This is a genomic window from Synechococcus sp. UW105, from assembly GCF_900473935.1.
Classification (GTDB): domain Bacteria; phylum Cyanobacteriota; class Cyanobacteriia; order PCC-6307; family Cyanobiaceae; genus Synechococcus_C.
In genome coordinates this window covers 60,581-83,492 of sequence record NZ_UCNN01000007.1, presented here as the reverse complement: position 1 = coordinate 83,492, position 22,912 = coordinate 60,581, and the positions used below count along the sequence as shown (strand labels likewise).

Sequence of the window (22,912 nt, the reverse complement as noted above, 5' to 3'; positions counted from 1 at the left end):
GGTCATGGCATGAGCCGTCGCCAGGCTTTGCGGGTGATGGAGACCTCCTATCTGGCCGCTACCGCAGGCCTGATTTGGCTGGCGCTCTATTACTTGCCCGTTGGTGGGGCGCTGTTCAGGCTGGCGCTGCCCCTGCCGCTGGCGCTTTTGCTGCTGCGACGAGGCTGGAAGGCCGGCCTGGAGGGCGTGGTTTTGGCGGTGCTGCTTCTGGTGGCTCTGATGGGTCCCGTGCGCGGGCCTTTGATCCTCTTCCCCTACGGATTGCTCTCGCTTTGGCTGGGTTGGTGCTGGCTTCGGGGTCTGAGCTGGTGGCTGAGCTGGGGCCTGGGAACCCTGCTCGGTGCAGCCGGTTTTCTGGTGAGGGTCGTGGTGTTGTCGCTGCTGGTGGGAGAGAACCTCTGGGTGGTGATTACCCGGGCTGGTGACAACATGCTCAATGGCCTGATCAGCACCCTCAACAATGTCCTGGTGCTGTTGCATTTACCTCTGCGCGTCACCCTTTCCCCCGATCTCGAGCAGGTGCAGTTGATGGCGCTGGGCCTGGTGATGCTGCAGCAGCTCATCTATGTGCTTGCCCTGCACGCTCTGTCGTATTGGATCTTTCCGCGTCTGAAGGCTCCTGTTCCATCGCCTCCGAAGGCGCTAGAGGGCCTGGTTGCCCTTGACCCTCTCTGAAGCAGACCTCCTTCCTCTGCGATGTCTCCCACCATGGCCTCAATCCTTCCGCCTGGATGTGAGTTGATCGGTGCAGGTTGGTCGCATGCCGATCTCACCGCCCGCTTGCGCCCTTGGTGTGATCAGGCATTTCAACCCTCGTTGCTGGTGGTGTTGGCGGCCACCCGCACCGCCGAGGTCCCAGGGATCTCGGCGGCAGGGGCCACAACGGCATCCCGTCGCTACACGGCTATCGCTGATGCCGAGCTGTTGCTGCATGGGCCTGCTCATCAGCCGCACTGGCCCCTCCCCCCTTTGCCGGCAGGGGTCTCACCGGCACTGATCAGCTGGGCTGCAGCCCAACGACTCGCCCTGGCGCCTGAGGTGGCGGCCATCGGTCTGCATCAACAGCCCCCGTTCCCGCATCTGCGTTTTGAAGCACCCTCCCTCGGGGCTGCGGACTGTCTCAGCAGTGGTCAGGCGATGTCGCTTGACAGGGTCGAGCGGCTTTGGGAGCGCGGGCGGCGACTGGGGTCTGTGCTGCGGGGGCCGCTCGTGCTGGCGGAATGCGTCCCGGGAGGCACCACCACAGCGCAGGCTGTACTGAGTGGCCTTGGGGTGCCCGTGGATGACCTGGTGAGCGGTAGTGCTCGGCAGCCACCTCTTGTCCTGAAACAAAGCCTGGTCGCTGACGGGCTGAAAGCGGCTGCTCTGCGCCCGCCTATTCAGCCGAAGCCCTTGGTTGCTGCCGTGGGGGACCCGTTTCAGGCCCTAGCCGCTGGGCTCATCGAGGGGGCCATGGAGTCCGGCCAGCCGTTAATGCTGGCGGGGGGCAGTCAGATGCTGGCTGTGCTGGCCCTTGCTCTGACCGGCTGTGCCCCTCACGAGCGCCCAGTGCTGGCAAGTCAGTTACTTCTGGGCACCACCGCCTGGCTGGCGGTTGAGCAGCTTGCGGAGATGGTGGATCAGAGGCCTAGCCCTCCAGCCTTCCCGGAGCTGTTGCAGCGCGTTTCCCGTTTTTTGGAGCTCCCTGTTTTGGCGATCGCCAGTGGTCTTCGTTTGCAGTTGAGTCGCCATCAGCAGCTTCGCGATTACGAACTCGGTCATGTGAAGGAGGGGGTCGGTGCAGGGGGGCTGGCTCTACTCGCCCAGCTGCGCGGTATTGGTACGGATCAGTTGCTGGCGGATTGCGATCGGGCGATGGATGCTCTGTTGCAACAGCCCGGTGGGTGCACTGGTGGCGGGTCTTTAGGGTCGGAGCCATGACGGCCGACTCCAACGTTCCATCCCTGCGTTCACCTGCTCTGCCCCCGGCGGGGATCCGGCGGCGCCAGGTGCTGCAGATGGGTTTGCTGCTTGGTATGAGTGGCCTTTCGGGATGTGCCAGGGCCGCTGCCCCCACGTTGATGGCGGCCCCTGAGACTCTGCCGATGCTCTGGCGCCGCCGGATCGCTAAGCCTTGGCAGTACAAACCCTTGGAATCGATCCGGCAGCTGGAGGGCCAGCTTCCGCTGCCGGCGGACCTCCTAGCCCTTCCGGACGGCTGGGTTCCCCAGCTCCCCCCGGATGCCTTGCAGTCCTTAGGAGCGCCCTCGCTGCGTGAGCGCCTCAGTCAGCAGGCTGTCAGCCTGCTGGGGAGCTTCCCTCCCGATTTGGCTGCGGCTCTGTTGCCTGTGTCGGTCAGTCCCTGGGTGATGGTGTTCCGGGGCGATGACGACGGGCCGAATGTTGCCAAGCAGGGGTGGAGAACGTTGCTCGAGCCTGGCCTGGCTGGGCAGGTGGTGCTCCCCGCTAGCCCCAGGCTTGTGCTCAGTCTTGCCGATCACATCGATGCGCCTGATGCGTTGCGTCGTCTGCGGGGAGCGGCTCGAGTGTTTGACGATCGTCATGCTCTCAACTGGCTGCTGCAGGGCAAGGCTCGGGTGGCGGTTCTGCCTTTAGTGCGATGCATGAAGATGCTCAGGAGTGATCCGCGGGTGAAGGCGGTGTTGCCTGAGCAGGGTGCGCCTCTGAATTGGACGCTGTTGATGCGGCCTGCCACAACCAAGGAACCACTGCCCCAGGCCTGGGTTGAGGAGGCCTGGAGCGAGCCGCTTCTGGCTGGGCTGCTGGCTGAGGGCTGGGTGCCACCTTTGCCCCAGCAGGTGTTTAGGGGGCTGCGTGCGTCTGTGCCGTCGCGTCTGCGTCCTGTCGTGCTGCCGCCTCAATCCATCTGGGACCGTTGCTGGAGTCTCAGCCCTCTATCGCCCCCTGAGGCGCAACAGCTGGCGGAGCGCTGGGACGATTCAACCCCATAGCCGCCGCCGTGGTGCTGCAGCCAGCAGGGCATGGGTCTCTGCCAAGAGATCGGGAATGGGCAGGTCGTGCGGGCATCGAGGCAAGCAGTCTCCGCAGCGTTCACAAGCACTGGCGTTGCGCGATTCCCACCAGTGGCCGGCGCGTCCGATGAGGTTGTAGCGCTCTTCGCAGTAACCACGCAGATCGTGGCCAAGACGCATGTTTCGCAGGCGCAGCAATTCCGGAATCGGCACTTGGTTTGGGCAGGGCAGGCAGGCCCTGCACTGCCCGCATTGATCGCGCCCCAGCCGCTCGCTGCGGCGTGCCTGCAGTTGATCGAGCGCCTGGTGTTCGCTGTTGCTCAAGGGTTGCTCCGCTTCGGCGAGTTGGTGGGCCAGATGCAGGTCCTCGGCTCGGCTGGCGCCGAGGGTGAGGGTGCTGATACCGCGGCTGAGCAGATAGCGGTAGGCGAGTTCGAGAGGGTGATGGGGACTGCAATCGGCCTCAAGGGTCGGGCTGGGGTCCTGGAGGCGCCCGCCCTTGTCGGCGGGGGAGATTGCCATGACCCCCATGTCCGCCTGGAGGGCGGAGGCGGCTAGGGGCAGATGAACAGGATCCAGCAGGTGGAGGTGGAGGCTGCAGAACTTGAACCTGCCACTGGCGATGGCGTCAGCGATCACTTCGGTCGTGCCATGACTGCTGAAGCCCACCTGACCGACTAGGCCTTCCTCGCGGGCCCAGCGCATCAGCGCCAGTCCATCCCCTTTCAGGGCCCAGTGGAGATGGTCATTCAGATTCAGACCGTGGATGGCCCAGTTGTCGAGCCTCGGCACTCCAAGACGCTGGAGGCAGTTCCGGAGCTGGGCCTGCCCCTCCTGCAACGTCACTCCTGGAAGCACCTTGCTGGTGATCACCCAGCCGCCACTTGGTGCGATGCCCCGATCGCTGAGGTCCCGCAGTGCCTGGCCCAGAAACGCCTCTGCAGGGCCGTAGGCGGGCGCGGTTTCAAGATGGTTGATCCCTGCTGTGACCGCCGCTTCCAGCACCTCCTGCATCTGGGCAGGAGAGGTGAGTGCCCGCATCGTGCCGAGGGTGAAGAGACTCACAGCCGGTCCATCACCGAAGCGGCGACGGGCTGGGGTGCGGACGGCGGGAGCTGCATTCATGCTGTGGTCATGTTGCGCTCATGGCGCGTTCTCGCCGCTCGCGTCGTTCGGATCATCAGGCTGTCGAGACTGGAGGTGACGGACGAGGGCTGCAGGACTGACCTGATCCAGAAAACGTCGGAATTCGTCCTGCTCTTCGGAGTCGGCCTCGGCATCGACGGGGATTGAGGCTTCAGCCACGACTTCCTCCAGCATCCAGATGCCTGTGCCAGTCCGCACCGCTAGGGCAATGGCATCACTGGGGCGTGCATCGATCTCGATGTCTTCGCTGCTGTCGGCGACGGCCTCAGGCGGTGCCATCTGCGTCTCTGGAGGTTGCTCCTGCCCCTTCTCCTCGCTCTGGTCGTCACCCTTCAGTTGATCAGCGTCCACGCCGTTATGGCCGCAGCGCTGGAGCTTGAGCAGTGCCCGAAACGTGCTGTCTTCAATGGCGTGGATGATGACACGCTCCAGCTCCAACTCGCCCGCCTCCAGCAGGGCCACCATCAGATCGTGGCTGAGGGGTCGAGGTGGTTCTTCTCCCTGAAGGCCGGCCATGATGTTGTGGGCCTGGGGCTGATCGATCCAGATCGGCACCTGACGGCGCCCGGAAGGGTCGCGCAGGAGCACAATTGGACTTCGACTGCCGGCATCGAGAGCAATCCCGGCAACGTGCATTTCAACCACGGCCTCTCTGCCCTTTATCCGATTATGGCGAGAGGAACGGCCATGGGAGGGAAGCGATGTTCACTGGGCTGGTGCAGGCTGTTGGATCCGTGCAGCGACGTGGTCAACGTCTGATGGTGGCTGGATGTGGCCCATTCCTGCCGCTTCAACTTGGCGATAGCGTCGCGGTCGACGGGGTCTGCCTCACCGTGGCTGAATGCGTCGGTGATGGCTTCCTGGCTGATGTGAGTGAGGAGACACTGCATCGCACCACACTCGGAAGCAAGGCTCTGAAACGTGGCGCGGTGAATCTCGAGCCCGCTTTGCGGCTGGCGGATCGACTTGGTGGCCATCTAGTGAGCGGTCATATCGACGGGGCCGGAGAGGTGATGGCGGTGGAGGCGTTGCCGCAGTCCTGGCGCTTGGAGCTGCAGTGGCGAGAGCCCACTTATGGCCGTTATGTCTGTGAGAAAGGGAGCATCGCTGTGGATGGGGTCAGCCTCACGGTGGCGGGCTGCTCTGAGGCGGGACGTCGTTTCTGGGTCGCGGTGATTCCGCACACCTGGGCATCCACGGCCCTGCAGCACCTTGCCGTTGGCGCTGTGGTGAATCTTGAGGCGGATCTGATCGCTCGCTACACCGAAAGGCTGCTGGCCCAGCCCGTCTCAGGTGGCGACATGGATCAAAACCCAAATGACGCCACGATCACTCCTGCATGGCTGACGGACCACGGCTGGAGCTGAGCGGTGCCGCCGGCGAAACGGTGATGAAAAGTGGCCGCGCCCGGAGGTCGTCAATACCTTGCGGGAGTTGTTCACTGTGAACCAAAAATGACCGTGGATGAGCGCCCTGACTCTCTGGGCAGCTTCAAGGCCTTTGCCATCGCCGAAGGCGTCTTGCTGATTGTGCTTGGCATTCTTGCCCTTGTGTTTCCCGTCTTGGCCTCTGTCTGGACAGTGGCTGTTGTCGGTGTTTTGTTCTTGATCGGCGGCTTGGTGGGCTGGATCAGCAACTTGGTCCGTGCTGGACGGATGGGCCGCTGGGTTTGCTTCTGGCGACTGGTTGTTTCGACCCTGTTCATCGTGGCCGGTGGTTCGATTCTCAAGGATCTGCGTCAAGACAGCCTCGAGCAGGTCGCTGTCTTCGCCTTGGCGATCGGTATCGTCTTTCTGGTTGAGGGGGTGGTGGCTTTCTTCAGCGGCCTCATCAACAGCAGTCGACCTGGTGCTCGCTGGGCGATTGCGAATGGAGTGATCACGTTCATCCTTGGCCTGCTGATCGTCACCCTTAAGTTCTGGGGTCTTCTCTGGGTGCTGGGGACCCTTGTGGGCATCAGCTTCCTGTTCAGCGGGATCGACTTGATCGCCTTCAGTTCCAGTCTTCACGATGGTCAGGATCCGCCGGCAACGGCTTGAAGCTGAATCAATCCTGCAGGTCAAGGGGGGGTGATTCAGGTGGCTTCGTCTGATCCTGTCTGAGCAGATAGGGCCTCATCACCGCTCATGGCTGCGTCTTCCTCAAGTGGAAGCAACCAGATTGAGCCGGAGTCCTTGTGAAGTTCGATTCGGAATTCCTGCCCGGGCTCAAGACCAAGCCGTCTTGTGTAGGCATGGCCGATTAAGAGATTGCCATTCCCATGCACCCTGGTGCGGAATTCTGCCTGCCGACCTCTGGTGCCACCACCAGCATTGCCACTGGCGGATGGAAGCGTGTATCCCTTCGCTTCCACCAGCGCCTTGTAGAAGCTTTTCTTCAGTACCCGTCCGCTGGGGCCCACATAGCCGCATCCACGTGCGATTTCATCTTCACGCCGATTGCTGAGGGCGCGAGCTTTGTCGAGGAGTTCCTGGCCGACCAGCATCTGATCAGGAAGAGTTAATTGAATTCTGGCGATTCTGAGCAATTGCCGCAAGGATCATGCTCGCTTTTTGGCCTTCTCTTTCTCCCAGCAGGCTTGATGCTTCTTGTAGGGGCCTTGCTCAGGGCTGTGCTCAGATCAGATAGAGAATCAGAAAGAGCACAACCCAGATCCCATCAACGAAGTGCCAGTAGAGCTCAACGGCTTCGAGCGGGAACTGATTTTCAGAGGTCACCCGGCCGGCTGGAGTGCGGCATTGCCACCAAACGATCAGGATCATCAAGGCCCCAAGCGTGACGTGGAGGCCGTGGAAGCCAGTTAGGGCATAGAAGGTGCTGGCGAAGAGGTTGTCGGTCAGTCCGAAGGGCAGGGTGAAGTATTCGACCATTTGGCTGACTAGAAATGCCAGGCCGAGGACTGCGGTCAGCATCAGCCACTGGCGGCACACCTGGTTGGCACCCTTGCGCAGGTTTTGGCCGGCTTTGTGGAAGGTGGCGCTGCTCACCAGCAGTAACACCGTGTTCAGGATCGGTAGGGGCAGCTCAAGCTCATAGATGGCATCGGGCTGAAGCGGATTGACAGCATGAAAGGTGAGGTAAGCGGCAAAGAAACCGGCAAAGGTCATCGCGTCAGCGACCAAGAAGGTCGCGACACCAAACATGCGGTGGTCCTGATGGGCGTGGTCAGTCGCGCTGCTGGCGACGTCGGTACTTGATGGCTTGAGGCTGGTCATTTGCCGCTGCTCCAGAGGTCACTGCCGCTGGCAGCCGCTAGGTCGATTTGGTCGATGGGCACGCCGTAGCCGTAAGGCTCATGAACAAGAGGTGCTTCCCCTTCCCAGTTCTCAACCGGTGGCGGTGAACTGGTGAGCCATTCAGGCGTCAGAGCGTTCCAGGGATTGTCGCCGGCGATTTCACCTCGGAAAGCGCTGTCGACCACGTTCCAGAGGAAGGGAAGCGTGCTGATGGCCATCAGCAGTGCCCCAGCGCTGCTGAGCTGATTAATGAAAGCGAACTGTGGGTCGTATTCCGCCACCCGTCTTGGCATGCCGTTGAGGCCCAGCCAGTGCTGGGGGGCAAAACAGAGGTTGAAGCCGATGAAGGTGAGCAGGAAGTGAAGGCGACCCAGCGTTTCGTTGAGCATGCGACCGGTGACCTTCGGATACCAGTGATAGATCGACGCGAAGATCACAAACACCGTGCCTCCATAGACGATGTAGTGGAAATGGGCGACGACAAAGTAGGTGTCATGCACATGAACATCGAAAGGCACCTGAGCCAAGGCCACTCCTGTGATGCCTCCGAGCACAAAATTGATGATGAACCCGCATGAAAAGAGAACAGCGCTGTTTAAGGCAATTCGTCCTCCCCACAGGGTGGCTAGCCAGTTGAAGAACTTGATTCCTGTGGGAACGGCGATGAAGGCGGTGGCGATGGTGAAGAACAGGCGCATCCATGGAGGTGTACCGCTCGTGAACATGTGATGGGCCCACACCACTAGGCCCAACACAACGATTGCCATGATTGAGTACACCATTGTTGCGTAGCCGAAAAGTGGTTTACGGCAATGAACAGGCAGGATTTCACTCACCAGTCCGAAGGCTGGTAGCACCATGATGTAAACCGCTGGATGTGAATAGAACCAGAAAAGGTGTTGATACACCACCACATTTCCGCCAAGCCCTGGATTGAAGAATCCGGTATGGGCAACAATATCGAAGCTGAGAAGAATGAGTGTGCCTGCGAGGACGGGGGTCGAGAGCACGACGAGAATGCTTGTGCCCAGCATGGCCCAGCAATACATCGGTAATTGCATCAGCTTCAATCCAGGTCGTCGCAGCTTGAGCACCGTTGCGATGAAATTGATGCCGCCGAAGATTGAACTTCCGCCTAGAAGAAGCACGCTCAAGATCCAGATCACTTGTCCGCTGGCTGCGGTAGTGGTGCTGAGCGGTGGATAGGCGGTCCATCCAGACTGGGCTGCACCGGTGATGAAGTAGCTGCTGATCAATAACAGCCCCGCTGGCGGAATTAACCAGAATGCAACTGCATTCAACCGCGGGAAGGCCATGTCGCGGGCCCCTACGTAGAACGGGATCAGGTAATTGCCGAAGGCCCCATTCACTACGGGGACGATCCAGAGAAAGATCATCACCGTTCCGTGCAGGGTGAGCACTTGGTTATAAACATCTCTCGGCATGAAGTCCGACATCGGACTGACCAGTTCGGTGCGGATGGCTCCTGCGAGAGCACCTCCGATCAGATAGAAGAGAAATCCGCAAACGAGATACTGCAGACCGATCACCTTATGGTCGACGCTGAAGCTGAAGTAGCGCAGCCACCCAGTCGGTTGCAGTGAAGGTCTGTGTTGTTCACCCTGCGGTGTGAGAGAGACAGTCATGCGTCGGCGACCTCCAAAGTGTTGTTGGCGTTGAACCAGGCTTCGTAGCTTTCGGGGTCATCAACGACGACAGATGAGCGCATACCACCGTGATAAGGACCACAGAGTTCTGCGCAGACGATCGGATAGGTGCCGGGCCTTGTGGGGGTGAAGTTCAGTACGGTCGGCTGTCCAGGAATCACGTCTTGTTTGAGTCGGAATTCAGGCACCCAGAAGGCATGGATCACGTCTTTCGCTTCCATGCGCAAGCTGACGGGCTTTCCTGCTGGCACATGCAGCTCTCCGGAGATGAAATCGCCCTGTGGATAGCGGAACAGAAAGGCGAATTGCATGGCGGTGACTTCAATGGGCACGGCTGCAATGGCACCACCATCCTTCGCCTGGATGGAGCTGGTGCCAATCCCTCCCCAAACCCGTTCTCCATTCTCGTCGGGAGGTGACGGATCATGCATCGGAGCGGAGTGATCCATGCCGTGGTTGAGCGGGGTCATGCCGCCCATTCGGTCATAGATGTCGTAGCTGTACAGCCCGACGAACAGCACCACGATTGCGGGAACTGCTGTCCAGAAGATTTCCAGCGGTAGGTTGCCTTCGATCGCAAGGCCATCGCCGCGTTGGCTAGGTCTGCGGCGGAAGCGAATCAGGCTGAAGATCACCAGCCCAACAATGCCAATGAAGAGGATGGTGCCGATGCTGAAGAGAACTCGGAAGAGTTCGTCGTAGACGGGTGCATTGGCACTGGCATCGGCGGGCAGGAGGTTGACGTTCTGACCGATCCAGAGTCCACCCAGTACCAGGATCATCCCCAGAACAAGGGTGAGAATTGAAGAGGGGATTGGCACGGCACGATCCGTGGTTCATTTCAGGCTATGGGCATCGTCAGATGGCAACCACACGTTGATTGTTAAGCCGTTTGGAAATTCCTGGAATCTTGATGATGCTGCTCATCGAAATCCTTTTGGTTGCTGCGATTGTGGCCATTTTGTCGTGAATCTGTCAGCGGAAGGAGACGTTTGTGGCGTGAATGTGGGCGAATGATGTTGCGAACGGCCATAGACCGTGCCGTTGTCGATCAGATCGCTACGTTCCGTCTATTCCCGTTGCTGCCTGTGAGGGGGGCGTTCCGTTGGTTAGCTCCTCTTCGTTGCCGATTCGTCATCGTCTTGCCCTCCTTGCCAGTCATCTTGTGGTGGCCCTAGTCGCCCTTGTGGTGATCGGTGGTGCCACAAGAGTGATGGAAGCTGGTCTGGCCTGTCCTGACTGGCCTCTTTGCTACGGCTCCTTGTTGCCAGGCAGGCAGATGAACGTTCAGGTTTTTCTGGAATGGTTTCATCGGCTTGACGCCTTTGTGATCGGCATTGCCCTTTTGGTTCAGCTGGGGGCGGCCTGGTGGTGGCGGCGTCAGCTGCCCAGGTGGCTGCTGCCCTGCAGTGTCGTTCTTGTGCTGATGGTGCTTGTCCAGGGTGGACTCGGTGCACTCACGGTGCTGAACCTCCTTCCTACTGGTGTGGTGACTGCGCATTTGGTGCTGGGCCTTCTGCTGGTGGCGCTGATGAGCGGACTCAGTCAGCTCTTGCTGGCGCCGCAACTGTCGTCCCAAGCGCAGACCTCTCCACTTTGGTGGCGACTGCTTGGGGGGCTGAGCCTGCTTGCGGTGAGTGCTCAGTGCCTGCTGGGAGGGCGGATGGCGACCTCCTGGGCGGCCAAGCGATGTCTTGATGCCGGCCACTCTTGTCAGTGGTTGCACTGGCATCGCACTGCGGCAACACCAGCAGCGCTCAGCGTCTGTCTGTTCGTCGCCGTTGCGTTGGTGGCCGGGGGCTGGGCCAGGCGGCAGTGGCCCCTGCTGCTGGCCGTGGCATCCCTGGTGTTCCTGCAAATCGCGCTCGGTGTGTTCACTCTGCGACTCGGACTGGCTCAGCCATCGCTGACCGTGGCCCATCAACTGGTGGCTTGCCTCCTGGTTGCGCTGTTGGCAGCACTCACGTGCAGGCGTCCTCATCTATCGGTGCAGACCGATCCCGCACTTCTCGATTCCTCCTCTCTGGAGCCTTGTCATGGCTAGCTCCACTGCAACAACTCCTCAGGTCATCACCCGTGATCAGGTGGTGCCTTCTCGAAAACGGGTCAAGCTGCCGGCTTGGCTTGAGGTGGCTAAGCCGCGTTTGATCCCCCTTCTCCTGGCCACGACCCTCGGTGGGATGGCCCTGAGCGAGGGGTGGCCTTTGTCGTCACCGCGACTGGCCTGCACTCTTGGCGGCGGCGCTTTGGCTGCTGCTGCTGCTGGAGTGCTCAATTGCCTCTGGGAGCAGGAGCTGGACGGCCGCATGCATCGCACCAGTGGCCGTGCCCTTCCTTCCGGTCGCCTCTCCCCTAGCACTGCATTCGCTGGTGCCGTCTCCTGCACCCTGGCGGCCGCTCTCCTCTTGGTGAGCGGCGTGAACTGCTTGGCGGCGGGATTGTCGTTGCTTGGTCTGTGCAGCTATGTGCTGCTCTATACGGCCATACTCAAGCCGCGAACACCACAGAACATCGTGATCGGTGGTGTCGCTGGAGCGATCCCCCCTCTGGTGGGCGCTGCTGCGGCCACGGGGCATGTGGGCCTTAGCGGTTGGTGGCTGTTTGCCCTGGTGATGGTGTGGACCCCAGCCCATTTCTGGGCCCTAGCCCTACTGCTCCGCGATGACTACCGAGCTGTCGGCATCCCGATGCTTCCAGTGGTGAAGGGCCCGGTTGTGACCGCTCGCGCCATTCGTCGCTACGGCTGGGCCACGGTTGTGCTGAGTGGCTTTGGTGTGCTGGCCCTGCCGGAGGGTGGTCTTCTCTATGGCCTGTTACTACTCCCCTTCAACGCCCGCCTCTTGCAGATGGTGCACAATTTGGCTGCAGCCCCGGAGAGCACAGAACGGGCGAAGGGCTTGTTCCGTTGGTCCATCCTTTATTTATTTGGCATCTGCCTGCTTCTGATCCTCAGTCGCCTGCCTGTCTCTGTCGTGTTTGATGATCAGGTTCATGCCGTGTTCGACATGCTGATCCGTGGACTTCCACAGATCGCTGCCTAGATTCACATCCCGACCCTCCCGCTACAGCTCAATGCCCTTGTTGGAGCTGGCACATCTCCAGAAGTCCTACGGGCCAGTGAAGGCGCTCAAAGACCTCAGCCTGGATGTGCCTGAGGGTTGTCTTTATGGCCTGCTGGGTCCCAATGGTGCCGGGAAGACCACAACGTTGCGAATCCTCGCCACTCTCTTGGCTCCTGATCAGGGGACGGTTCAGGTCGCAGGCATCGATGCGTTGCAAGATCCCCGCTCAGTGCGTTGTCTGATGGGGTATGTGGCCCAGGAAGTGGCCATTGACAAAATTCTGACCGGTCGAGAGTTGCTGCAGCTTCAGGGTGATCTCTATCACCTTCGTCCTGCGAATCGCGACAAGCGCATGCAGGAGCTGATCGCACTGCTGGGAATGCAGGATTGGATCGATCGCCGTTGTGGGACCTACTCCGGTGGAATGCGTCGCAGGTTGGATCTCGCGTCAGGGCTGCTGCATCGACCCCGACTGCTGGTCTTAGATGAACCCACTGTCGGTCTGGACATTGAAAGCCGTGGCGCGATTTGGCAGGTGCTTCGTGAGTTGGTCCAGGAGGGCACCTCGGTGTTGCTCAGTAGTCATTACCTCGAAGAGGTGGAGGCTCTTGCTGACCGGATGGCGATCATCGATGCAGGGCGTGTGATTGCAGAAGGCACGCCAGATGAGCTCAAGCAGCGGCTCGGTGGTGATCGGGTGACCCTGCGGGTGCGTGAATTCAGCGATCAGCACGAGGCAGAGCGACTCCAGCGCCTGCTCCAGCCTGTGGAGGGCGTGCTTCAGATCGTGGTCAACCGAGCTCAGGGGTACTCCCTCAATCTGGTTGTGGAAGGAGATCATGTGCTCCAACGTCTGCGTCAGCAGCTTGATCAGGCGGGTTTGCCGGTGTTTGCCCTGGCCCAGAGCCGGCCGAGCCTTGATGATGTCTACCTTCAAGCCACCGGTCGCACTCTGATGGATGCGGAACTGGCTGTTGCCGGTCAGCGTGACACCAAGCAAGAGCGGAAACAGTCCATGCGTTGAGGTTCCGGATTGTTGCTTTCGCTGATGTTGTTTCGTCTTTCTTCTCAGCTTCTCTCGTCTGATCCAATCTCCTGATGACCAGTCCTGTTGCTACTCCCACCAGCGCTCCGATGGCTGAACTGGTGCAGGAAACCACGGCCCTCACGCGACGTTTGTTTCTGCAACTGCAACGCCGTCCTTCCACATTGGTGGCCGGGGTCCTCCAACCCCTGATCTGGCTGGTGCTGTTTGGGGCCTTGTTCTCGAGGGCTCCTGAGGGCCTGTTGCCAGGCGGGATCAGTTACGGCCGCTTCCTCGGTGCCGGAGTGATTGTCTTCACCGCCTTCAGTGCGGCTCTCAATGCCGGATTGCCTGTGATGTTTGATCGGGAATTCGGCTTCCTAAATCGTCTGCTGGTAGCGCCTCTGCGCAGCCGCAGTTCGATCGTGCTGGCATCCGTGATCTACATCACCACCTTGAGCTTGATTCAGAGTTTGGCCATCATGGCCACTGCTGCCCTGCTCGGTTATGGCTGGCCTGGGATGGCAGGCCTCGGGCTGGTGTTGGTCACGCTGTTGCTCTTGGTGTTTGCCGTGACGGCCCTCAGCCTCGGTCTGGCCTTTGCTCTCCCAGGGCACATTGAGCTGATCGCGGTGATCTTCGTTTTCAACTTGCCTCTGCTCTTTGCAAGCACGGCGTTAGCGCCTTTGTCATTCATGCCGCCCTGGTTGGGCTGGCTTGCGGCACTGAATCCACTTACCTTCGCCATAGAACCGATCCGTGCTGCCTACGCCGGTCCTCTGGATCTCTCGGTCGTCCTTCTGGATGCACCCTATGGTCCGGTGAGTGGTTATGTCTGCCTCCTGGTCTTGATGCTGCTCACTGCGGGACTGTTCCTGCTGATCCGCCCCCTACTCAACCGCAAGCTTTCCTAATCCTGTGACTGCCTCTAGAGCCTTTTCCCCAAAGCGTCGACGGGACGCTCAGTTGCAGCAGCTCAACGATGCCCGTGCCCAGGGTGATCAGTTGGCGATCGATCGTGCCGAACTTCAGTGGGTGCATCGCTACGGAGTGGGCACGTTGCCTCAGCCGGTCGAGAGCCCTGCACCACAGCCTCTCCTGACTGTTGTGGAGCCCACTGCGGATTTCGGTGCTGATGCTGATGCTGATTTTGTGCCGGTGACGCCTTCACCGTTGGCAGCAGTCGCACCTATCGGAATCGCTGCACAGCCTTCTCCAGTGGCTCGGTTCAAAAGCGAACGCGCGGATTGCATCGAGACAGACTGCCTCGATGAGGTGGTTAGCACTCCTGAGGCTCCCAACGATGCTGAGGGCTTCGACAAGCCTCTGCTGGATCGCCTGTCCCCTGCAGGGGCGGTTCCTCCCCCTCCGTCACCCCGTTTGCATCGGTTGCGTCGATGGCTGCCGACTGCATCCCCCGACGAGCTGCCACGGGCTTCCTGATTGATGAGCCGTCTGGATCTGGCAGCCCTCAGGGGTGGGCTCATCGTGTCTGTTCAAGCGCCTGAGGGCTCGCCGATGCGGGACCCTGAAGTGATCGCCGCCATGGCAGAGGCGAGTCTCAACAACGGTGCAGTCGGAGTACGTCTCGAGAGTCCTGAGCACATCGGCGCTGTGCGTCGTCGCTGTCCAGAGGCCCTCATTATTGGGCTGTGGAAACGGACATTCCCTGATAGTGAGGTCTACATCACACCGCGTTGGCAGGAGATCCAGGCTGTTTGGGGTGCTGGGGCCGATGTGGTGGCGATCGATGCCACATCACGCCCAAGGCCGGATGGAGAGTCTTTGCAAGCTCTGGTTGAACGCGCTGATCGGGAACTGAAACTCCCCTTGATGGCTGATGTCGATAGCGTTGCGAACGGATTGCGTGCAGCCCAGCTTGGCTGTCGTTGGGTGGGAACAACCCTGTTCGGCTATACCGCTGAGACGGCTGAAGCAACGCCGCCTGGGCTGGAGCTGTTGCAGCCGTTGCGTACTCAGTTGCCGCAAGCAGTCCCCTTGATCTGTGAAGGAGGGATCGCCTCAGCCGTGATGGCGAGACAAGCGCTTGAACAGGGTGCCGACTGTGTGGTGGTGGGCACAGCGATCACTGGAGTGGATCTGCAAGTGGCTGCGTATTGCCGCCAGATAGCGAGTTGATCAAGCCATCCGCTTTAGGGCTTTGAAGCGAATCTGACGGATTGACACCACGGGGCCGCCTGGACACACAATGTGCTTGAGACGCGTGAGACCGATGAAAAGACTCCGGTTGTACCTGCCATTGCCTCTTGCCCTCGGTGGTCTCGTGTTCGCCATGCCCCTGGCAGGGCTGCCAATGGGGGAGCTGCAGGCCCTGAATCATGAGCTTGGACGGCTTTGCAGTCGCCCGCCTCGGGAAGCACTTGCTGTCTGCAGGATCCATGCTCGGCTGGTGCGCTCCCTCTGAGGTGCGATCGCACCAGCCTTGAGCGGTGGATCACATCATGCCGGGCATGCCCATGCCACCCATGCCGCCCATTCCACCCATGCCGCCCATGCCGCCCATGCCACCCATGGGATCGCCTCCTGGCGCGGCAGCGACAGCAGGCTCGGGCTTGTCTGCAATCACCACTTCAGTGGTGATGAGCAAAGAGGCAATCGAAACAGCATCCTGAAGCCCCAGGCGCACCACTTTGGCCGCATCGACGATGCCTGCTTGGAGAAGGTCTTCAAAGTTGCCTGTGAGGGCGTTGAATCCCTTCCCGGAGAGTCGTACTTCTTCGACCACTACGTCACCATTGGCTCCAGCATTGATGGCAATCTGGCGCAGGGGTGCGCTTAGAGAACGCTTCACGATTTCGACGCCCGTGCGCTGGTCGCCCTGCAGCTGCGCGGAGAGCTCGTCGAGTCCCTCGGCGAGCTCGATCAGGGTGCATCCACCGCCGGCAACGATGCCTTCCTCTACGGCGGCCCTGGTTGCATTGAGAGCATCCTCAATACGCAGCTTGCGATTCTTGAGTTCGGTTTCGGTCGGCGCCCCCACCTTGATCACAGCCACGCCGCCGGCAAGCTTGGCGATGCGCTCACTCAGCTTTTCACGGTCATAGTCCGATTCGGTGTTATCGAGCTCGCGCTTGATCGCTCCAACACGTTCAGTGACCGCTGCACGATGCTCCTCGCTGGCCACGATCGTGGTGCTGTCTTTCGTAATGGTGATGCGGCGGGCACGGCCCAGGTCGTCCAGGCTGACCTTGTCGAGGGTCATGGCACGGTCTTCGCTGATCACGGTGCCACCGGTGAGGATGGCGATATCAGCCAGTGCGGCCTTGCGTCGCTCGCCGAAGGAGGGTGCGCGAACGGCTGCAACCTGAAGAACACCGCGGTTCTTGTTCACCACAAGAGTGGCCAAGGCTTCGCCTTCCACTTCCTCGGCCAGTACGACGAGGGGTGAGCCGGACTTCTGGACTGTTTCCAGAACGGGGACCAGGTCGGCAATGGCACTGATCTTGCGGTCGGTCAGAAGCAGCAGCGCGTTCTCGAATTCGCACAGCTGGCGTTCGCCATCGGTGACGAAATAGGGGGAGCTATAGCCCCGGTCGAAGGCCATGCCCTCGGTGACCTCCAGCTCGGTCGCCAGGGACTTTGACTCTTCAACAGTGATCACACCATCGACGCTCACCTTGTCCATGGCTTCGGAGACCATCTGGCCAACTTCTTCGTCGCCACCGGCACTAACGGTGGCAACCTGGCCGATGGCTTGGCCGCTCACCGCCTGGCTGCGTTGGGAGAGGCCGCTCACCACATGGGCCACGGCCTTCTCCATGCCTCGGCGCAGCTCGATCGGGCTGGCTCCTGCAGCGGTGTTGCGCAGACCTTCCTCAACCATGGCCTGTGCCAGCACGGTGGCTGTGGTGGTGCCGTCGCCAGCCTTGTCTTTGGTTTTCGACGCCACCTGCTGAATCAGCTTGGCGCCGATGTTTTCGAAGGGATTGTCGAGTTCGATCTCCTTGGCGATGGTGTCGCCGTCATTGACGATGTCAGGAGCGCCGAAGCTTTTCTCCAGAACCACGTTGCGTCCGCGGGGGCCGATCGTGACGCGCACGGCATCGGCAAGGGTGTTCATGCCGCGCTCGAGCGCGCCGCGGGACTCATCCGAAAAGCTGAGGAGTTTGGCCATGTTCTACAGGTACCCGCTGGTCAATGTCCCACAGGAAGCTGACCCTTCGGACCGCCCGTTTGGTGGGGAAAGCCGAATCGAAGCGATCCTGAAGCTGTCTGGCCTAACTCGGCTCGTTATGGTCCGGCCATGGATGAACCCGGCTTTCAGTCCTTCACCCTGTTCGCGGCCCTTGCGGGGGGCATGGCCTTGATCTATGCACCCTTGAGGCTCTTCCTCACCGCCACGGAGCGCAGCCGGCGGCTGCGGCTGCTACAGCGCATCCGCCGGCTGCGGGATGAACTGAATCAACCCCTAGAACGCTGATGCTCAGCTCATCACCATGCCGCCGTCCACCTGCAGGACCTGGCCGGTGATGTAGGTGGCTGCAGGGTCGGCCGCCAGGAAACGAACGGTGCCGGCGATGTGATCAGGTGTACCGAAGCTGCCCAGGGGAATGGCCGCCAGGATCCCTTCGGCATCGAGATCCTTGGTCATGTCCGTCGCGATGAATCCGGGAGCGACAGCATTGACGGTGATGCCCCGGCTGGCCATTTCCTTGGCAGCACTTCGGGTCAGTCCCACGACTCCGGCTTTGGCGGCGGCGTAATTGGCCTGGCCGGCGTTGCCCATCAGGCCAACCACGGACGTGATATTGATGATCCGCCCGCTCCTTTGTTTGAGCATCGTGCGGGTGACGGCACGGGTGCAAAGGAAGACACCGGTGAGGTTGAGGTTGATGACCGACTGCCAGTCGGCTGTCTTCATCCGCATCAGCAGTCCGTCGCGGGTGATGCCGGCATTGTTCACCAGCACGTCAATGCGTCCACTGCGCTCGAGCACGGTTTTGATCAGGCCTTCGACTGCTTCCTCATCAGCCACGTTGGCCTGGAGGGCATAGGCCTTGCCGCCGGCAGAAGTGATCTCTGCCACCACTGCGTTTGCTGCATCCGGAGAGCTGGAATAATTCACCACCACTTCAGCGCCCGCCGCAGCAAGAGCCAGAGCAACGGCGCGGCCGATACCGCGGCTGGCACCGGTTACCAGAGCGGTCTGGCCGTTGAGGGAGTCGTTGGACGTCATAAAGGGCTCCACAGTGGATGGATCGTAGGGATCCGCCCCGTATGGGCTCAACCGGGATGGGTTGGGGAGCGCTTATCCCGAGGCGGAACCGCCCATGGTTTCCACCATGTCCACGGCAGGGCCAAGCAGCTCGCGGAAGCGCATCAGTTGCTCTTTGCTGCCCAGCACCACCAGAAGCTGTCCTGCTTCCAGGCGCATGTCGCCACCGGGATTGGCCACCAGCCTGCCCTTGTCCCGAATGGCCAGAACAAAGGCTCCGCTCCGTCGCCCCAGCTGGAGATCTGCCAGGGTCTGTCCCGGGAGGTTGTGGAGAAGCAGCGGGTTGTTGCTCAGTTGGAACTCCTCGATTTCGCAGTCGGAGCCCACCAGCAACTCCATGAAGTCGACGGCGAGGGGGCGCAGAGCAGACGCTGCCATGACCCGTCCCCCGGCGACGTAGGGGCTCACCACCACACTGGCGCCGGCAAGTTTCAGCTTCGCTGCTGCCTCTTCGCTGTCGGAGCGTGCAATCAGTCGACAGTTCGGCTGCAGGCCTCGGGCACTGAGCACCACATAGAGGTTGGCCGCATCACTGGGGAGGGCTGCCACCAGGCTGCGACAGCGATTCAGACCGGCCTCGAGGAGGGTTTCATCTCCTGTGGCATCCGCTTCCAGGACCCGCAAGCCGCGTTCCTGGGCGGCCTGGCTTCGCTGGGGGTCCAGCTCCACCACCAAGACAGCGATGTTCTCCTGAAGGAGTTGTTCGCCGATCTCCCTACCGATACGGCCATAGCCGCAGATGATCACGTGATCGTGCATGCGCCGGAGTTTGCGTCGAAAGCGCAGTGCTCGCAACTGGCGGAAGTAACCGGCCTCGGTCAGGCCAAGGATGCGCTGGATGGTCAGTTGGACCACCACAATGCCCCCGGCGATGATCAAAACCGTCACCAACCGCCCGGCGTGCGAGAGGGGCTCCACTTCGCCATAACCAATCGTGCTGATTGTGATCAGCACCATCCAGAAGCAATCCCCCCAGTCCCAACCCTCGGTGATCCGATACCCGACGGCCCCACCGATGACCACCACCACCAGCGCCAGTAAGGGGCCGATCCAGGGTTGAGCGAGCAGCCTCAGATTGGGCCCCAGGCGCCACGGTGAGAAGGATGGTCTGCGGCTGGACTGGCCCAGTCGCTTCTTTGGCATCAGAACCCGAGAGCGGAAAGCACGTCCTGTTCGCTGAGGTCGCGAAGATCAGAGCCCGCACCCCCCAGGCAGCGCACCCCTTGACGTGTTGGTAGATCGGCCTCATCCGCGCCAAGGGCCACCAGTGGAACACCGGCATACACCGCCAGAAGCTGAGTGACGGGGCAGCTGCTGAGCACCACATCCGAGCAGGCCACCTGGGCTGCACGGATGTTGAGCTTCCCGCCAGCCGGTAAGTGCTGGCTGCGTAAAGAGTCCAAGCGCTGGCGGATGCTGCCTGGCAGCCGCTGCCAGCGATCGGCGGGCCAGTCGTTGTTGTCCTGACCAGGAGCAAGCAGCAGCAAGGGACCGTCACCGGCGGGCTGGTCGGCACGCACTGAGTCGAGCGCTGCAGCAGGCAGGGATAGGCGGAAGGCGTCGGCATCGAGCTTCAGGCCGATCGGCTGAAGAAAACTGCTGGTCTTCTGGGCCTTCCAGCCACTGCCGGGCTGGATCTGGTCGGTGGTGGAGAAACCGTCGAGGGCGATCCGTGTGGGGATATGGCTCATGCCGAGCATCAGGTTCACCTGTCGCCCGAAGGCGAAGTTGAAACACACCTGGAAGTCGGGTTCGCGCACGGTGCCAAGCAGATTGGCCCAGTCCGACAGATTGGTGTCGTCGTCGAATCCGAAGGGGATCACCTTCTCAACGGCCGGAAGCAGCTCCCATCCCTGGCGGTGGGCGAGTGGACAGGCCACCTGAATCGTGGCGTTGAGCTGTTCAGCAGCAGCGGCCAGAGCGGGCAGACGCTCGAGTTGCTGCTGAAGAGTCCCCGGACTTAGGACAAGAACACGCATGAACCAGCAGCACAAGGAGGGTGCGAGCTGATTGTATGGAGGCCGTTTCCCCCTGCCGGCCGCAGGAGTCGCTTGTGCATCTGTTGATCGCTGCCGCCGGAAGCGGTCGTCGCATGGGGGGCGACCGCAACAAGTTGTTGTTGCCGCTGCGGGAACGTCCCGTTCTGGCTTGGACGCTTGAGGCTGCCTTAAAGGCGGAGACGGTCGGCTGGATCGGCATCGTCGGGCAAGAGATCGATCGTGCGGCGATTGAGGCCCTGATCACTGAGGCCCAGCCCCTGGCACCCGCCAAACCAATTCATTGGATCGAAGGAGGCAGCACGCGGCAGCAATCAGTGCTGCGTGGTCTGGCTGGGCTGCCTGAAGAGGCCTCCCATGTGTTGATTCACGATGGGGCCCGTTGTCTGGCGGAGTCGGCCCTGTTCGACCGTTGTGCGCAGGTCGTGCTCGAAGGTGAGGCAGTCATCGCTGCCACGCCGGTGACCGACACGATCAAACGGGTGGATGATCAAGGCTGCATCACTGCCACACCAGATCGCTCCGAACTCTGGGCTGCCCAGACACCCCAGGCCTTCGCTGTGGATCAGTTGCGCCAAGGGCATGCCGAGGCCCTTCGGCTTGGCTGGGAAGTCACCGATGATGCCTCGCTGTATGAACGACTCGGTTGGGATGTGAAGGTCTTGGATGCTGGCCCCGCCAACATCAAGGTGACCACTCCTTTTGATTTGATTGTTGCCGAGGCGGTGCTGTCGTTTAGAGAAGCCTGAGGTGTCCGCGGTCACCATCCAGACAGGCCTCTCTCCCGATCGGTAGGGCGGCGTTGCCACCCGGACCATGCCCCAGTGGCAGGTCGGCCACAACGGGAATGCCCAGATCGAGGCTGCGCTCCTGCAGCACCTCCGCACAAGCGAATCCATCGCTGTCCTCGTCGTCCTCGCAGCCGCTGAAACGTCCGAAGCCCAGGCCAGACAGCTTGTGCAGTGCACCGGTCAGGCGCCAGTGGGTGAGCATGCGATCGATCCGGTAAGGACTCTCCCCCACGTCTTCAAGGATCAGGATTGCTCCGCTGAGGCTTGGCATGTGAGGGCTCCCTAGTAAATGGGAGGCCACGGTGAGATTGGCTGCGATCAGGGGCCCCCGTGCTGTGCCGCTAGCCCAGCTGATGCCCTGTAGGTCAGGCAGTGGCTGCCCGAACAGCAGATCTTTCAGCCGCTGCTGGCTCCAGTCCGGTTCAGCCGCCAGGGTGCTCAGCAGGGGGCCGTGAATGCTTCCATCAAGCCCTGCGCTGAAGCGAGCCAGCAACAGGGCGGTCACGTCGGAGAAGCCCAGTAGCCAGCCTGGTCGCCAATGGATTGGCTGTTCCAGCAGGCGTGCTGCCCCCCAGCCACCGCGTGCACAGGCCAGTAGTGGTGCTGCCGGCACGGGGTGAAGGTCGTTGCGACGTTCGTGGTCTTCTCCCGCTAAGTAGCCCCACCGACGCCGAGGGATTCCAATGGGATCCGTTTTCAGGCCCCAGCGACTGAGCACCTCCAGGCCCTGGTAGAGCGCTTCGGGGTCATCAAAGGCTGAGCTGGCTGCCACCACATGGACGGTGTCGCCCTTGCGTAGAGGCGCGGTGAGTCCGCTCATCCTTGTAGCCCGCCCAGCACGAGGCCAAACAGCAACAGTCCCCCCAGCCAGACCTGATGTTTGAAGTGTCGGCCGTAGACCGACATCGGCTGCTGGCTTAGACGCTGCAATCGCCTGGGCTCGAGCACCATGGCGGTTGCCGCCACGCACCAGCAGGGCCAGAAGGCAGCCCCCACACCTGTCTCGATGGCGGCAGCCCCCAAGGCCAGCACAGTGAGGGAATAGCAGGCGGTCACGACTGGCACGGAGGCCTTGCCGAGGGTGAGGGCGCTGCTGCGCAAGCCAAGACGACGGTCATCGATCCGGTCGGCCATGGCATACACGGTGTCAAAGCCGAAGGTCCAGGCCATCGTTGCCAGCCAGCACAGCCACAGGGCCGGTGTGGCGGTCAGCTCTCCTTCAGCTGCGGCCCAAGGGATCAACACGGCGAAGCCCCAGCAGAGCGCCAGAACGGCTTGAGGGAAGGGGAACCAGCGTTTCGCTGAGGGATAAAGCAGGATTGGTGGCAGCGCCAGCAGGGCCAGCACAAGGCAGAGGCCGCGTCCCGTTGCTGGAAGGGCTAGCACCACAACCAGGCTGATCAGCAGCAGCGCCAGTAATGAGGCGATGGCCACCGATAACGGCAGGCCTCCTCGGGCCAGAGGACGGCCTTTGGTGCGCTCCACCTGGCGGTCGATGCGTCGGTCCCAGAGGTCATTGGCAATGCACCCTGCCGCACTCACGGCGAGACCACCGACGCTGATCAGCACAACGAGGGAGACTGGTGGTGGAGATTCGGGGGTGAGCCAGAGGCTCCATCCGGCCGGCACTAGCAAAATCAGTCGTCCGCTGGGTTTGTTCCAGCGCAGAAGTTGGATCCAGGCGGCCCAGGCAGGATTGAAGTGGCGTTGTAGTGCGCCGATCACGTTGAGCGGTGTTTCAAAAAACCATAGGCACTCCCTCCCTTGAGGCGGTGCTTGAT

Annotated in this window: 26 protein-coding genes; 14 read left to right on the top strand and 12 right to left on the bottom strand. The window is 61.3% G+C overall.

Annotation, left to right across the window (positions count from 1 at the left end; genetic code table 11):
- Positions 1–9 precede the first annotated feature (9 nt).
- The 3 genes from DXY16_RS01870 to DXY16_RS01860 are packed head-to-tail and all read left to right on the top strand — an operon-like array spanning position 10 to position 2,951.
- Positions 10–675 (top strand): DUF2232 domain-containing protein, encoded by a 666-nt coding sequence (locus DXY16_RS01870; protein ID WP_115119024.1) that lies wholly within the window; start codon positions 10–12, stop codon positions 673–675.
- A 33-nt stretch (positions 676–708) separates the two neighbouring features.
- A complete protein-coding gene (locus tag DXY16_RS01865) occupies positions 709–1,920 on the top strand; it encodes a nicotinate-nucleotide--dimethylbenzimidazole phosphoribosyltransferase (protein ID WP_115119127.1) in 1,212 nt (403 codons plus the stop codon).
- Positions 1,917–2,951, top strand: a complete 1,035-nt coding sequence (locus tag DXY16_RS01860; RefSeq protein WP_115119022.1) for an ABC transporter substrate-binding protein — start codon at positions 1,917–1,919, stop codon at positions 2,949–2,951. Before DXY16_RS01865 ends, DXY16_RS01860 begins: the two co-directional genes overlap by 4 nt.
- On the opposite strand, the gene DXY16_RS01855 is transcribed toward DXY16_RS01860, so the two are convergent.
- Complete coding sequence (locus DXY16_RS01855; protein WP_115119020.1) at positions 2,940–4,097, bottom strand: aldo/keto reductase; 1,158 nt, start codon at positions 4,095–4,097, stop codon at positions 2,940–2,942. The genes DXY16_RS01860 and DXY16_RS01855 overlap by 12 nt on opposite strands.
- Positions 4,098–4,115: 18 nt before the next feature.
- The gene (locus tag DXY16_RS01850) at positions 4,116–4,754 is read right to left on the bottom strand and encodes a bifunctional nuclease family protein (protein WP_170953794.1); all 639 of its coding nucleotides are present in this window, start codon (positions 4,752–4,754) and stop codon (positions 4,116–4,118) included.
- Between the two features lie 65 nt (positions 4,755–4,819).
- Here DXY16_RS01850 and DXY16_RS01845 point away from each other — a divergent pair, with 65 nt between their 5' ends.
- Together DXY16_RS01845 and DXY16_RS01840 are read left to right on the top strand one after the other, a co-directional pair.
- Complete coding sequence (locus DXY16_RS01845) at positions 4,820–5,485, top strand: riboflavin synthase (RefSeq protein ID WP_115119016.1); 666 nt, start codon at positions 4,820–4,822, stop codon at positions 5,483–5,485.
- Positions 5,486–5,572: 87 nt separating this feature from the next.
- Complete coding sequence (locus tag DXY16_RS01840; RefSeq protein ID WP_115119014.1) at positions 5,573–6,157, top strand: HdeD family acid-resistance protein; 585 nt, start codon at positions 5,573–5,575, stop codon at positions 6,155–6,157.
- Positions 6,158–6,192: 35 nt separating this feature from the next.
- Here the strand turns inward: DXY16_RS01840 and DXY16_RS01835 are convergent, their stop codons facing one another.
- The 4 genes from DXY16_RS01835 to DXY16_RS01820 all read right to left on the bottom strand — a co-directional run bounded on the left by DXY16_RS01835 (position 6,193) and on the right by DXY16_RS01820 (position 9,842).
- Entirely contained in the window at positions 6,193–6,603 is a 411-nt protein-coding gene (locus DXY16_RS01835; RefSeq protein ID WP_115119012.1) for an AbrB family transcriptional regulator, read from the bottom strand.
- Between the two features lie 130 nt (positions 6,604–6,733).
- A complete protein-coding gene (locus DXY16_RS01830) occupies positions 6,734–7,333 on the bottom strand; it encodes a cytochrome c oxidase subunit 3 (RefSeq protein ID WP_115119010.1) in 600 nt (199 codons plus the stop codon).
- Positions 7,330–9,000 carry a cytochrome c oxidase subunit I gene (gene ctaD / locus DXY16_RS01825; RefSeq protein WP_115119008.1) on the bottom strand — a complete coding sequence of 557 codons (1,671 nt, stop codon included), beginning with the start codon at positions 8,998–9,000 and terminating at the stop codon, positions 7,330–7,332. The genes DXY16_RS01830 and ctaD overlap by 4 nt, the downstream gene beginning before the upstream one ends.
- Positions 8,997–9,842, bottom strand: coding sequence for a cytochrome c oxidase subunit II (locus DXY16_RS01820; RefSeq protein ID WP_115119006.1), 846 nt, complete (start codon positions 9,840–9,842; stop codon positions 8,997–8,999). Before DXY16_RS01820 ends, ctaD begins: the two co-directional genes overlap by 4 nt.
- Before the next feature lie 284 nt (positions 9,843–10,126).
- On the opposite strand from DXY16_RS01820, the gene DXY16_RS01815 reads away from it, so the two are divergent.
- The 7 genes from DXY16_RS01815 to DXY16_RS01785 all read left to right on the top strand — a co-directional run bounded on the left by DXY16_RS01815 (position 10,127) and on the right by DXY16_RS01785 (position 15,532).
- Positions 10,127–11,065, top strand: coding sequence for a heme A synthase (locus DXY16_RS01815; RefSeq protein ID WP_115119004.1), 939 nt, complete (start codon positions 10,127–10,129; stop codon positions 11,063–11,065).
- Positions 11,058–12,062 carry a heme o synthase gene (locus DXY16_RS01810; protein ID WP_115119002.1) on the top strand — a complete coding sequence of 335 codons (1,005 nt, stop codon included), beginning with the start codon at positions 11,058–11,060 and terminating at the stop codon, positions 12,060–12,062. The genes DXY16_RS01815 and DXY16_RS01810 overlap by 8 nt, the downstream gene beginning before the upstream one ends.
- Before the next feature lie 31 nt (positions 12,063–12,093).
- Positions 12,094–13,107: an ATP-binding cassette domain-containing protein gene (locus tag DXY16_RS01805; RefSeq protein WP_115119000.1), complete on the top strand. Its 1,014-nt coding sequence runs from the start codon at positions 12,094–12,096 to the stop codon at positions 13,105–13,107.
- 74 nt (positions 13,108–13,181) lie between these two features.
- On the top strand, positions 13,182–14,021 hold the full coding sequence (locus DXY16_RS01800) for an ABC transporter permease (RefSeq protein ID WP_115118998.1): 840 nt from the start codon (positions 13,182–13,184) through the stop codon (positions 14,019–14,021).
- Between the two features lie 4 nt (positions 14,022–14,025).
- On the top strand, positions 14,026–14,550 hold the full coding sequence (locus tag DXY16_RS01795) for a hypothetical protein (RefSeq protein WP_137006999.1): 525 nt from the start codon (positions 14,026–14,028) through the stop codon (positions 14,548–14,550).
- A gap of 3 nt (positions 14,551–14,553) precedes the next feature.
- A complete protein-coding gene (locus tag DXY16_RS01790; protein WP_115118994.1) occupies positions 14,554–15,246 on the top strand; it encodes an N-acetylmannosamine-6-phosphate 2-epimerase in 693 nt (230 codons plus the stop codon).
- A 94-nt stretch (positions 15,247–15,340) separates the two neighbouring features.
- Positions 15,341–15,532, top strand: a complete 192-nt coding sequence (locus DXY16_RS01785; RefSeq protein WP_115118992.1) for a hypothetical protein — start codon at positions 15,341–15,343, stop codon at positions 15,530–15,532.
- A gap of 30 nt (positions 15,533–15,562) precedes the next feature.
- On the opposite strand, the gene groL is transcribed toward DXY16_RS01785, so the two are convergent.
- A complete protein-coding gene (groL, locus tag DXY16_RS01780; RefSeq protein WP_115118990.1) occupies positions 15,563–17,242 on the bottom strand; it encodes a chaperonin GroEL in 1,680 nt (559 codons plus the stop codon).
- A gap of 129 nt (positions 17,243–17,371) precedes the next feature.
- Here groL and DXY16_RS14550 point away from each other — a divergent pair, with 129 nt between their 5' ends.
- The gene (locus DXY16_RS14550) at positions 17,372–17,548 is read left to right on the top strand and encodes a hypothetical protein (RefSeq protein WP_170953788.1); all 177 of its coding nucleotides are present in this window, start codon (positions 17,372–17,374) and stop codon (positions 17,546–17,548) included.
- 3 nt (positions 17,549–17,551) lie between these two features.
- Here the strand turns inward: DXY16_RS14550 and fabG are convergent, their stop codons facing one another.
- From fabG to DXY16_RS01765, 3 genes are all read right to left on the bottom strand, one after another.
- Positions 17,552–18,304, bottom strand: a complete 753-nt coding sequence (gene fabG, locus DXY16_RS01775) for a 3-oxoacyl-[acyl-carrier-protein] reductase (RefSeq protein ID WP_115118988.1) — start codon at positions 18,302–18,304, stop codon at positions 17,552–17,554.
- Positions 18,305–18,376: 72 nt separating this feature from the next.
- Entirely contained in the window at positions 18,377–19,486 is a 1,110-nt protein-coding gene (locus DXY16_RS01770) for a TrkA family potassium uptake protein (protein ID WP_115118986.1), read from the bottom strand.
- Positions 19,486–20,322: a glycosyltransferase family 9 protein gene (locus DXY16_RS01765; protein WP_115118984.1), complete on the bottom strand. Its 837-nt coding sequence runs from the start codon at positions 20,320–20,322 to the stop codon at positions 19,486–19,488. The genes DXY16_RS01770 and DXY16_RS01765 overlap by 1 nt, the downstream gene beginning before the upstream one ends.
- A gap of 74 nt (positions 20,323–20,396) precedes the next feature.
- Here DXY16_RS01765 and ispD point away from each other — a divergent pair, with 74 nt between their 5' ends.
- Positions 20,397–21,089 carry a 2-C-methyl-D-erythritol 4-phosphate cytidylyltransferase gene (ispD, locus tag DXY16_RS01760; protein ID WP_115119126.1) on the top strand — a complete coding sequence of 231 codons (693 nt, stop codon included), beginning with the start codon at positions 20,397–20,399 and terminating at the stop codon, positions 21,087–21,089.
- Here ispD and DXY16_RS01755 read toward each other — a convergent pair.
- Positions 21,076–21,951, bottom strand: coding sequence for an LD-carboxypeptidase (locus tag DXY16_RS01755; protein ID WP_115118982.1), 876 nt, complete (start codon positions 21,949–21,951; stop codon positions 21,076–21,078). The genes ispD and DXY16_RS01755 overlap by 14 nt on opposite strands.
- Complete coding sequence (locus DXY16_RS01750) at positions 21,948–22,856, bottom strand: 4-hydroxybenzoate polyprenyltransferase (protein ID WP_244281491.1); 909 nt, start codon at positions 22,854–22,856, stop codon at positions 21,948–21,950. Before DXY16_RS01750 ends, DXY16_RS01755 begins: the two co-directional genes overlap by 4 nt.
- Positions 22,857–22,912: the final 56 nt, after the last annotated feature.

Coding starts and splice junctions, on each gene's coding strand:
- DXY16_RS01790 (WP_115118994.1), top strand. CDS start 14,554: ATGAGCCGTCTGGATCTGGCAGCCCTCAGGGGTGGGCTCATCGTGTCT.
- DXY16_RS01785 (WP_115118992.1), top strand. CDS start 15,341: ATGAAAAGACTCCGGTTGTACCTGCCATTGCCTCTTGCCCTCGGTGGT.
- DXY16_RS01810 (WP_115119002.1), top strand. CDS start 11,058: ATGGCTAGCTCCACTGCAACAACTCCTCAGGTCATCACCCGTGATCAG.
- DXY16_RS01865 (WP_115119127.1), top strand. CDS start 709: ATGGCCTCAATCCTTCCGCCTGGATGTGAGTTGATCGGTGCAGGTTGG.
- DXY16_RS01845 (WP_115119016.1), top strand. CDS start 4,820: ATGTTCACTGGGCTGGTGCAGGCTGTTGGATCCGTGCAGCGACGTGGT.
- DXY16_RS01870 (WP_115119024.1), top strand. CDS start 10: ATGAGCCGTCGCCAGGCTTTGCGGGTGATGGAGACCTCCTATCTGGCC.
- DXY16_RS01855 (WP_115119020.1), bottom strand. CDS start 4,097: ATGAATGCAGCTCCCGCCGTCCGCACCCCAGCCCGTCGCCGCTTCGGT.
- DXY16_RS01765 (WP_115118984.1), bottom strand. CDS start 20,322: ATGCGTGTTCTTGTCCTAAGTCCGGGGACTCTTCAGCAGCAACTCGAG.
- groL (WP_115118990.1), bottom strand. CDS start 17,242: ATGGCCAAACTCCTCAGCTTTTCGGATGAGTCCCGCGGCGCGCTCGAG.
- DXY16_RS14550 (WP_170953788.1), top strand. CDS start 17,372: ATGGATGAACCCGGCTTTCAGTCCTTCACCCTGTTCGCGGCCCTTGCG.
- DXY16_RS01800 (WP_115118998.1), top strand. CDS start 13,182: ATGACCAGTCCTGTTGCTACTCCCACCAGCGCTCCGATGGCTGAACTG.
- DXY16_RS01755 (WP_115118982.1), bottom strand. CDS start 21,951: ATGAGCGGACTCACCGCGCCTCTACGCAAGGGCGACACCGTCCATGTG.
- DXY16_RS01805 (WP_115119000.1), top strand. CDS start 12,094: ATGCCCTTGTTGGAGCTGGCACATCTCCAGAAGTCCTACGGGCCAGTG.
- fabG (WP_115118988.1), bottom strand. CDS start 18,304: ATGACGTCCAACGACTCCCTCAACGGCCAGACCGCTCTGGTAACCGGT.
- DXY16_RS01770 (WP_115118986.1), bottom strand. CDS start 19,486: ATGCCAAAGAAGCGACTGGGCCAGTCCAGCCGCAGACCATCCTTCTCA.
- DXY16_RS01860 (WP_115119022.1), top strand. CDS start 1,917: ATGACGGCCGACTCCAACGTTCCATCCCTGCGTTCACCTGCTCTGCCC.
- DXY16_RS01850 (WP_170953794.1), bottom strand. CDS start 4,754: ATGCACGTTGCCGGGATTGCTCTCGATGCCGGCAGTCGAAGTCCAATT.
- ctaD (WP_115119008.1), bottom strand. CDS start 9,000: ATGACTGTCTCTCTCACACCGCAGGGTGAACAACACAGACCTTCACTG.
- DXY16_RS01835 (WP_115119012.1), bottom strand. CDS start 6,603: ATGCTGGTCGGCCAGGAACTCCTCGACAAAGCTCGCGCCCTCAGCAAT.
- DXY16_RS01840 (WP_115119014.1), top strand. CDS start 5,573: ATGACCGTGGATGAGCGCCCTGACTCTCTGGGCAGCTTCAAGGCCTTT.
- DXY16_RS01830 (WP_115119010.1), bottom strand. CDS start 7,333: ATGACCAGCCTCAAGCCATCAAGTACCGACGTCGCCAGCAGCGCGACT.